This is a genomic window from Geitlerinema sp. PCC 9228 (assembly GCF_001870905.1).
Classification (GTDB): Bacteria; Cyanobacteriota; Cyanobacteriia; order Cyanobacteriales; family PCC-9228; genus PCC-9228.
Genome location: NZ_LNDC01000062.1, coordinates 1 through 8,974, shown reverse-complemented (window position 1 = coordinate 8,974; position 8,974 = coordinate 1). Strand labels below are relative to the sequence as shown.

Genomic DNA, 8,974 nt, shown 5'->3' with positions numbered 1-8,974 from the left:
ACTATCGGCTCTTGGTCTAGCCACTACTACGGGAACCTGGCTGTTCCCAAGCCCCGTCGCTTTAGCGCGGGGTCAGTGACAATATATACAATCCCCAAGGCGCGATCGCGTTTTCTCCCACCGACGCCGCGATCGCTACAACTACCATGGGGAACCATTGGGATATTCAATTTAACTGAATCTTAAACTATACCATTTTTATCATTTTTTGGCAAGATTGGCAATCAGCCGCAAAAACGCGATCGCATCCATACTTCGTCCTTTCCTATTTCTAGGTGGGTCGATTGTTCGCTATAATACAAAATAATCGAAAGTTGGATTGATGGCCTGGTTATGGTAGAAGGCACGGTTCGCGATCCGTATTTAATATTTCAAATTTTGGTAGCGGTTTTGGTAGGTGGCTTTTTCCTCTGGCAAGCTTGGAAAGCCTGGTTAGCCGTGAAACGATAGCTGCCAGTTGCCACCCAGCATTCATTCCCCACGCCGTATGTCTGTATGCCTGGAGCTTTCCATTGCCGGGAAGCTCTTTTTCTTTTTTCTGTAGGAAACAGCCATCCCCTTCTCAAAGAAAACCAGAAAATCTCCCCATCAAGGCAGAAATTTTTTCCAAGACCCATCCGGATCGTGCCAGAGGCATCTTGTAGAAACAACTAGAAGCGTGACGAGAATTTCTTCTATGCGTACTTATGCCTCTGTCGTCCTACTCGGGCTTTTATTCCTAGCGGTCACTCCTTACAAAAACAGTAGTACGTCTTCTACTTTAACCGTACAAGTAGAGCCATCCCCTGACTTACAGCCCCATCGCGGCAGTGGGAGACGTAGTTAAACTAAAAAAATTATCTTATTTTGGCGGGAGACCACAAATCCAAAAACCAATCTTGGCAGCTAGGGTACCGGCTTTGCTACTGACTTGGTTAGACATCTCCCGCCCTTTCTATTGATCCGAGAGCGATCGCTTTTTAGAAAATTCCGGAATTGGTTACGCAAACGGGAAAGGAATATTGGAAATTCTTAACCACGCAAGGTTCGGTTCTAATGAGCTTTCCTAAAAATGTAACTTTCCTAACCGCTCTCTTTTGTTCTTTAACTGCTTGTCTTGGGACTGTAGAAAGTGACGTTACCATCCTTTCTTCTTCTCTCACAACGTCTTTTTCAGTAGATAGCGCGCGTAATGGCGAGGAGTCCCCCAATCCTGGAGAAAGCCGCCGCGATCGTTGGTAGACCCATAGCCAGATTTGTCCTTTCCACTGCCACCAAGCAGTAATTGATGCTTTACCCGGAATTGTTCGATATTTCTAAAAGCCTACCGCTTTTTCCGATCGAAGTTTTATCCTTGCCAAAACCAAGCCAGCCATGCTAGTCCAGCTTCTATGAGGTAAAATACGCTCACAACTTTCATTTCCGACCAACCGGATAATTCTAAGTGATGGTGTAGGGGTGCCATTTTCAACAGGCGTTTTCCTACACCATCTTCATTTTTGGTGGCTTTGTAATAGCCAACTTGAGCAATCACCGAAAGGGTTTCCACGAAGAAAATACCGCTGAGAAGAAAGAGAGACCATAGATTTTGGCTGAGGAGGGCAATTCCCGCCAAAGCGCCGCCAATAGCCAAAGAACCAGTATCTCCCATAAATACTTTCGCCGGGTTGCGGTTGTACGCCAAAAATCCCAAGCAGCTGCCGGCAAAGCCAGCCGCAAAACCTGCCAAAGTGGGGTCTTGGGAGAATACAATGGCAGCCAATCCCAAAAAAGCGATCGCGCCAGTTCCCCCTGCCAGACCATCCAAACCGTCGGTGAGGTTGGTAGCATTGCTTTCAGCGACCAAAACAAAAACCGCCAACGCCCAAAATCCCCATCCCAATGCTAGGGCAATCCCTCCAGGCAGCCACACTGTAGTGAGCCTAGATCCATCATTTGCTTGGGTAAAAGCCAGCCACAAGCAAAACAAAGCCGCAAGCACCACTTGCAAGAGCAATTTCATTTTCGGAGAAATGCCTTTGTTGGAGCGGCGTTGTAGGATCTGCCAGTCATCGAGAAAGCCAACAAACGCATACGCCAGGCTTAAAAGCGCCACCGCCAGCACATTGGGTGCCCCCCCAAACCAAATCAAAGCTAGCAAAATTCCTACAGGAACAAAAAAAATACCACCCATGGTGGGGGTTCCGGCTTTTTTGAGGTGGGATTGGGGACCATCTTCGCGAATAAACTGTCCGGCTTTAATGGCTTGCAGCCAAGGAACTGCCCAAAAGCCAACCATAGCCGTTGCTGCCGCGCTCAACAGCATGGGCAGGGTCAGGGAATTGCTAGGATCGGGCCAGTCGAGGTGCTGCCAATCCCAAAGTAAAGTAGCTGCGATCGCGATGGTAGTCAGGGCAAACCACAAAAGCGTCCCAGAAATTTGAATTTTTTTGCTTGCTGGTGCCACGGCTGAAAAAATTCCTGCTGGACTCGTTCTGGAAAAAGCACGAACAGTTGCTCGTACAGGCAACCAAATTCTGGGGAAACAACTGCCGTGCTGCGCTAAGCTACAAAGATACAATCAAACGTCAGATTCTTCAGCTTCCACTTCAAATTCCGTATCTTCCACGCCAATGAGTTCGGTAATTTCTTGTTCTTCTTCTGGAATTTCCGTGTCTTCAACCACTTCCCGAGGAATCAAACGTCCCGTACTTTCCAACCAGTGTAAAATCGAGGTATTTTGTTTGAGGGGAATAACGGGAGCATTTTGGTAGCGTGGTTCCGAGCGTAACGATGGATTGTTTTTCATAGCAGTTACAAAAAAATTACAAGCAAAATTCAAAAACAGTTGAACGGCCGCTGTGCTATGTAGAAAATGGAAAAACCATTTTCCGTTTATTCTTGATCCGATACCAGTTTGTTGGTTGTAGAGGTACGTACGATGACCATCGGCAAAATGGAATTGCTCGAAGCGATCGCACCAGTCAACCGCGGGTTGCTGGCAACAGAGGCCGACAAACAAGCGATTTTAGCCGCGATCGCCAGATTGGAAGAACGCAATCCAACCCCCCAACCGCTAGAAGCCACAGAACTTCTAGATGGCAACTGGTTGCTTTTATACACAACCAGCCAAGACCTGTTGGGAATCGATCGCTTTCCCTTCGCCAAACTGGGAGCCATTTACCAGTGCCTTCGGACGAACGATAGCAAACTTTACAATATTGCCGAAATCAAGACACTGCCCTTTCTCGAAGGACTGGTGAGCGTTTCCGCTCGCTTTGAACCCAGTTCCCCACGCCGGGTCAATGTTTTCTTCCAGCGATCCATTATAGGACTTCAACGGGCAATTGGCTACAAAGACCCCAACGATTTTATTCGGCAAATGGAACCAGGAAAATTCCTCCCAGCCATCGACATTTCCCTTTCCGGCAACGGTGAAGAGACAGCCTCCGACCCCTCTCGCAACCGCCAAGGCTGGTTGGATGTCACCTATCTCGATGAAGACTTGCGCATCGGTCGCGGCAACGAAGGCAGTGTTTTCGTCCTCAAAAAAGTTCCCTAATGACCATGAATTTTTGGTATCTTTCCCAACAACATTTAACCTTACTGGCCACCTGCCCACGTAAATTTCAACATATTTTCTTAGAACAACTCACCTCTCCCGTAGACCCCCAGCAGCAAGCGCTCAACCGATGGGGGTCTCGTTTGCACAAAATTCTCCAACAGCGGGAAAAACAACTTCCCATCGACAAAATCTTGCCAGCCGACCCCGCCATGGCGCGTTCGGTGGAAGCCTTACTGGCAACGGTTCCGGAATTGGACGATACCTCCCCCCCAACCTGCCAGTTTCGCCAGGCAGAACACCAGCGAGTTTTGCCCTGGGGAAATTTTCTGTTTACCGCTATCTACGACCTGTTAATTTTTAAAGAAAACGAAGCCAAAATTATCGACTGGAAAACCTCATTTGCCCCGCAACAAACCCAGCGATTGAAAAACCGCTGGCAAACCAAGCTGTATCTATTTTTGCTCGCCGAAACCACTTCCTACCAACCAGAACAAATTTCCATGACCTACTGGTTTGTCGGCAAACAACCCAACGCCTCCCCAGAAACTTCCCTTTCTCCGGAATCGGTGGTTTTCGCTTATAATGCTACCTGGCACGAACAAATTCGCCAGCAATTGACCACCTTGCTCGACCAGCTAACCCAATGGTGGCAAGCCTACCAACAGCAAGACCGCGACTTTCCCCAGGTAGATAGGGAAGCCGGGTGGTGCGATCGCTGTCAGTTTGCCCAACGCTGCCAGCGTAACATCTCCAACCATCTATCCCCAGATATTGCCAGCATTCCGGAAATTCCGCTATAATAAGAAGTTTGAGCCAGTTATTGCCAGTCATGCTAGCGACCCCACCCACACACTACCATCCCCTCTACAAACCCAACCAAGTCATCTGCGGCAGCGGTCAAACCGCCATCATTACTGGATGGACGGTACGACATACCGTTGCCAAACATTTAGACCCCCAGGAGTACGCTGCTATCGGCCAGTTGTACAGTGCAACCCGGGGAATTAATTTATTAATTCGCAATTTAATCGCCAATCCCCACGTACGCTATTTGGTCATTCTCGACGCTACCAAAGAAGATAAAAATGCCAGAGCTTGCGAATGCCTGCGGGATTTTTTTGAGCATGGGTTTGATGCTGGTGTTAGCGACACTGGTCGTTCCTGTTGGGTGGTGCGTTCTCCAGTACCGGGATATATCGACGAAGAAATTCCTGACTCGGTGTTGCAGCAATTGCGAGATGCAATCGAGTGGCAGTGGGTGACCAATAAAGATCGTGCCTGCGAACTAGCCAAATCCTACGCCAGCCGTAGTTGGCAGCCGCCGTGGGGAGAAGCGCAAGCATTCCCCTTAGAAGAAAATACACCAACGGTTTTACCAGGTCCGCGGTACGGTCACCGCATTGAAGGGAAAACCATTGCCGAAACGTGGGTAAAAATTATTCACCGCATCAAGACGACGGGAACCATTCGACCTACTGGCTACGACGGTCAGTGGCAGGAACTGATCGATTTGGTGGCGGTTATTACTGACGAACCGGAAGATTTTTATTTTCCCGAACCTAATTATTTGCCTGTGGACCGTGCTTTTATCGAGGAATACATTCCTCAAATTTTAAACGATGCTCCCTATCGCGAAGGGGTGAAATATACGTACGGTCAGCGGTTGCGTTCTTGGTTTGGACGCGACCAGGTGGAACAGGTTATCGAAAAGCTGGTTGGTGAGATTGATGCTGCTAGTGCGGTGATGTCGTTGTGGGATGTGTGCGACCACGAGAAAGGCGGAAGTCCCTGTTTGAACCATATTTGGGTTCGGGTGGTAGACAACGAACTATCGCTGACGGCAACGCTACGCAGCAACGATATGTTTGCGGCTTGGCCTGCCAATGCTATGGGATTGCGCGCGTTACAAAAGCATATTCGCGATCGCGTGAACCAATGTAGTTCGTACAATTTGCGGTTGGGTCCGTTAATGACGATTAGCCAGTCGGCGCATATTTATGATGATTGTTGGGATAATGCCGATCGCTTGATTCAAGACCAGTATGCCGATATTGTACGCGATCGCGATTTTTACGATCCCTGTGGCAATTTCCAAATTGAATTGGAAAACGGTCAAATTGTCGTACAGCGGCTAACCCCTGGTAGCGGTGAAGTGGTGGCTACCTATCGTGGGAAAAAGCCGTTGAATTTGATGCGGGATATTTGCGCGGCTGCTCCCGTTCTCCATGCCGAACATTCGGGGTATTTGGGGATTGAGTTGCAAAAGGCGTACCACTGTTTGACGAACGATATTCCTTATACGCAAGATGCCTGATTACCAGCGACCCACTTGGGATGAATATTTTTTGATGTTAGCGAAACTGGCGGCAACCCGTTCCACTTGTTTGGCGTTTCCTGTGGGAGCTGTGGTGGTCAAGGATAGGCAGGTACTGGCAACGGGATATAATGGACCTCCTAGCGGTTCGCCACACTGTATCGCACAGGGATATTGCTATCCGGGATTGAGTAGCTGCGATGCGAGTAAAGAACTGCCGTCGCGCGCGGTTCATGCGGAAGCTAATGCGATCGCGCAAGCTGCCAAACACGGCATCGCCACTGCTGGCGCTAGCATTTACGTTACTTTGGAACCCTGTTTGTCTTGTCTGAAACTATCCATTTCGGCGGGAATTCGGGAAATTTTCTACGAAACGCCGTTTAATAGTGGGGAAAGTGCTGTTGCTAGAGATATGTTTGTTAGCGAGGGGTTGGTTTCCCTCCAGCAAATTCATTTGTCGGAAGCGATCGCGCAAAAAGCAGCTTCTTCCCTGCTCAATCCCACATCCGTTCCCCGACCCTCGCCGCCAAAGCTTGACAAATACTCCTAAATATGGTATGGAGCCGAGAATACCGGTGGTGGTTCCCAAAATTTCTATAAAATACTGCAATTAACAATTCATGGATATCGCAGGGGCAGACATGGTGGCGCTGCCCCTACTTAATTATTAGCAAGTCCCAAGCGATCGCAATTTTTCAGACTGGGGAAGACAAACCAAAACTACGGACGCTTGCTGCGGCGAATTTCAGTAATTTGGTCGGCCATATCCAGAACCGACTCTGGCATTTCCGTACCAGTAAGAACCACATCAATGTGATGGGGACGTTGGTTGAGAAAATCCAATACCTCGCTTTCAGCAATCAATCCCAAATTGGTAGCCAAACTCAACTCATCGAGCACCACAAAATCGTATTTGCCAGCGAGAACCACCTCTTGGGTATGCTGCCACAGTTGCTTCAGGGAATCGATTTCCACCGCTTCCAAATCCGGCGTCTCGATGGTACGCATCAAATCGCAACGCAGCCAATCCAAATACTCACCGAACTTCATGGGATTTTGGTGACCCTGTCTGATGCCACCTTTGAGGAACTGTACGATGAGAACGGAGGTTCCCTGACCGGCAATCCGAAACGCCTGCGCGATGACGTTGGTAAAGAAGCCGCGGCGCGGACTGGTGAAGATTTGCAGGGTGCCTTCTACCTGATAGGGGAAAGCGAGGCGCGAAGTTTGAACGGACGTGTCTACTTGAGCAACCATAGGATATTCGTTGAGTAACGGGACCGATAAGCGAAGGGGAGAGGCGCTGGTTATATGGCAGCCAGCTACAATATATAGCGTATTTTCTCCGGGTGTCGTTTACTTTAACACTATATGTATGGGATGACCAGAACAATTTCTTCCCAAATGTCGGGGTTTGCTTCTAGCTATAAAAAAATCTAATCTATCCAGCCGCAATCGCTCCTGTAAAAGTCGTGCCTTCAGATACTAGCAAAAATCGCACGCCAAAATGCTTTCCCTGGAAAGTAGTAGCATGTAGGATGAAAGCTATCTTCTGACCAACCCTTGGCAGCGTTGTATTTGGCGTATTTGGAATAGAACTTATGGCTTGGCAGCGTCCTGACAACAGACCAGCAAATCGGGTGCGTCCGATTGTATTTGAAACCGATTTCACCAAATTTGCCACCGCTTCGGTATTAACCCGATGTGGCGACACGCAAGTGCTTTGTACGATTAGCATCGAACCGGGAGTGCCGCGGTTTCTAGAGGAAACCGGTCAAGGTTGGTTGAGTGCCGAATATCGTATGCTTCCTGGCGCTACTCCCCAACGGCAAAGACGAGAGTTGATGAGACTTTCCGGCAGAACCCAAGAAATTCAGCGCTTGATTGGACGCAGTTTACGCGCGGCCCTGGATTTACAGGCTTTGGGAGAAAGAACGGTGCTGGTAGATGCCGATGTGTTGCAGGCTGATGCGGGAACCCGAACAACAGCGATTACTGGCGGTTTTGTGGCCTTGGCCATGGCTATGGAAAAGTTGGTCCAACAGGGAGAACTGGAAGCGTCGCCGCTACGCCATCAGATAGCTGCCGTATCGGTGGGTTTGATCGAGCAGGAAGCTTTTTTGGATCTAAACTATCCAGAGGATGTGGCAGCGGAGGTGGATTTCAATGTGGTGATGAACGAACGCCAAGAGTTTATTGAGGTGCAGGGAACGGGGGAATCGGGAAGTTTTACCCGCCAGCAGCTCAACCAACTCATGGATTTGGCGGAAGTAGGCATTCAGGATTTTTTCGCCTCGCAAAAAGAAGCGATCCTGCAAGCGGTGGGCGACTTTCAAATTGCTTAAGTAACTGATACATTGATGGGTAGGTGTTTTCGGATGTCGAGGGAAAAACCAGTTATGAGTAACAATCCGGTTGGCGTCAAAGAAGCCATCGAACAGCGACGCGCCGCTCGTGCTTTTCGCGAAGATCCAATTCCAGAGGAGACGCTGCGGGAAATTTTTCGTTTGGGATTGAGAGCGCCTTCTGGGTTTAATCTACAACCTTGGCGGTTTGTGGTGGTTCGCGATGCGGACAATAAGGCGAAACTCCGCCAATGTGCTTTCGACCAGCGGCAAGTGACGGAAGCGCCGGTGGTGTTGATTTGTTGTGGCGATCGCCGGGTGAAGGAATCGGACTATATTGAGTCAGTGATTGAGCTGGGAAAGCAGCTAGATGCAGTGAACGATCGATACGCCGATTATATGCGTTCTATGATTCCCCAATTGTTTGCAGGCGGTCCTTCGTTTGGTTCTTTAGAAGTATGGACGAACCGCCATACGATGCTGGCTGTGGCTCACTTAGCGATCGCGGCCAAGTCTTTGGGGGTGGATAGTTGCCCCATGGAAGGGTTTGTCACGGACCAGGTAAAAGCAGCGTTCCAAATTCCCGAGGAAGTGGATGTGTGCTGTTTGTTGCCGTTGGGATATGCGGCGGAACCCTACAAGGCTTATGGTGGTCGTTTTGACATCGAGCAGGTTTTCTACGGGGAATCCTTCGGCGATCGCTTCCAGTTGTCACTGACCCCGCGCTAAAGCGACGGGGCTTGGGAACAGCCAGGTTCCCGTAGTAGTGGCTAGACCAAGAGCCGATAGTAG

11 protein-coding genes are annotated in these 8,974 nt (G+C 49.3%); 8 read left to right on the top strand and 3 right to left on the bottom strand.

What is annotated here, in order from left to right:
- Window positions 1–186, top strand: a 186-nt coding sequence (locus AS151_RS22475; protein ID WP_211517525.1) for a hypothetical protein, incomplete at its 5' end; no start/stop codon positions are given.
- An 849-nt stretch (window positions 187–1,035) separates the two neighbouring features.
- Window positions 1,036–1,221 carry a hypothetical protein gene (locus AS151_RS21335; protein ID WP_139240515.1) on the top strand — a complete coding sequence of 62 codons (186 nt, stop codon included), beginning with the start codon at window positions 1,036–1,038 and terminating at the stop codon, window positions 1,219–1,221.
- Window positions 1,222–1,327: 106 nt separating this feature from the next.
- On the opposite strand, the gene mraY is transcribed toward AS151_RS21335, so the two are convergent.
- Together mraY and AS151_RS04795 are read right to left on the bottom strand one after the other, a co-directional pair.
- Window positions 1,328–2,425, bottom strand: coding sequence for a phospho-N-acetylmuramoyl-pentapeptide-transferase (gene mraY, locus AS151_RS04800; protein ID WP_071515915.1), 1,098 nt, complete (start codon window positions 2,423–2,425; stop codon window positions 1,328–1,330).
- Between the two features lie 114 nt (window positions 2,426–2,539).
- Window positions 2,540–2,767, bottom strand: coding sequence for a DUF3134 domain-containing protein (locus AS151_RS04795; RefSeq protein WP_071515914.1), 228 nt, complete (start codon window positions 2,765–2,767; stop codon window positions 2,540–2,542).
- A gap of 132 nt (window positions 2,768–2,899) precedes the next feature.
- On the opposite strand from AS151_RS04795, the gene AS151_RS04790 reads away from it, so the two are divergent.
- The 4 genes from AS151_RS04790 to AS151_RS04775 are packed head-to-tail and all read left to right on the top strand — an operon-like array spanning window position 2,900 to window position 6,387.
- Entirely contained in the window at window positions 2,900–3,520 is a 621-nt protein-coding gene (locus AS151_RS04790) for a PAP/fibrillin family protein (protein WP_071515913.1), read from the top strand.
- Between the two features lie 5 nt (window positions 3,521–3,525).
- Window positions 3,526–4,323, top strand: a complete 798-nt coding sequence (locus AS151_RS04785; protein WP_170861317.1) for a PD-(D/E)XK nuclease family protein — start codon at window positions 3,526–3,528, stop codon at window positions 4,321–4,323.
- A 29-nt stretch (window positions 4,324–4,352) separates the two neighbouring features.
- Window positions 4,353–5,837: a thymidylate synthase gene (locus AS151_RS04780; protein WP_071515916.1), complete on the top strand. Its 1,485-nt coding sequence runs from the start codon at window positions 4,353–4,355 to the stop codon at window positions 5,835–5,837.
- Window positions 5,830–6,387, top strand: coding sequence for a dCMP deaminase family protein (locus tag AS151_RS04775; RefSeq protein WP_071515911.1), 558 nt, complete (start codon window positions 5,830–5,832; stop codon window positions 6,385–6,387). Before AS151_RS04780 ends, AS151_RS04775 begins: the two co-directional genes overlap by 8 nt.
- 170 nt (window positions 6,388–6,557) lie before the next feature.
- On the opposite strand, the gene AS151_RS04770 is transcribed toward AS151_RS04775, so the two are convergent.
- Window positions 6,558–7,094 carry a P-loop NTPase family protein gene (locus tag AS151_RS04770; RefSeq protein ID WP_071515910.1) on the bottom strand — a complete coding sequence of 179 codons (537 nt, stop codon included), beginning with the start codon at window positions 7,092–7,094 and terminating at the stop codon, window positions 6,558–6,560.
- 344 nt (window positions 7,095–7,438) lie between these two features.
- Here AS151_RS04770 and rph point away from each other — a divergent pair, with 344 nt between their 5' ends.
- Window positions 7,439–8,182 (top strand): ribonuclease PH, encoded by a 744-nt coding sequence (gene rph, locus AS151_RS04765; RefSeq protein ID WP_071515909.1) that lies wholly within the window; start codon window positions 7,439–7,441, stop codon window positions 8,180–8,182.
- Between the two features lie 54 nt (window positions 8,183–8,236).
- Complete coding sequence (locus AS151_RS04760; protein WP_071515908.1) at window positions 8,237–8,911, top strand: nitroreductase family protein; 675 nt, start codon at window positions 8,237–8,239, stop codon at window positions 8,909–8,911.
- Window positions 8,912–8,974: the final 63 nt, after the last annotated feature.

Coding starts and splice junctions, on each gene's coding strand:
- AS151_RS04775 (WP_071515911.1), top strand. CDS start 5,830: ATGCCTGATTACCAGCGACCCACTTGGGATGAATATTTTTTGATGTTA.
- AS151_RS04770 (WP_071515910.1), bottom strand. CDS start 7,094: ATGGTTGCTCAAGTAGACACGTCCGTTCAAACTTCGCGCCTCGCTTTC.
- AS151_RS04760 (WP_071515908.1), top strand. CDS start 8,237: ATGAGTAACAATCCGGTTGGCGTCAAAGAAGCCATCGAACAGCGACGC.
- AS151_RS04790 (WP_071515913.1), top strand. CDS start 2,900: ATGACCATCGGCAAAATGGAATTGCTCGAAGCGATCGCACCAGTCAAC.
- AS151_RS04780 (WP_071515916.1), top strand. CDS start 4,353: ATGCTAGCGACCCCACCCACACACTACCATCCCCTCTACAAACCCAAC.
- AS151_RS04785 (WP_170861317.1), top strand. CDS start 3,526: ATGAATTTTTGGTATCTTTCCCAACAACATTTAACCTTACTGGCCACC.
- AS151_RS04795 (WP_071515914.1), bottom strand. CDS start 2,767: ATGAAAAACAATCCATCGTTACGCTCGGAACCACGCTACCAAAATGCT.
- rph (WP_071515909.1), top strand. CDS start 7,439: ATGGCTTGGCAGCGTCCTGACAACAGACCAGCAAATCGGGTGCGTCCG.
- AS151_RS21335 (WP_139240515.1), top strand. CDS start 1,036: ATGAGCTTTCCTAAAAATGTAACTTTCCTAACCGCTCTCTTTTGTTCT.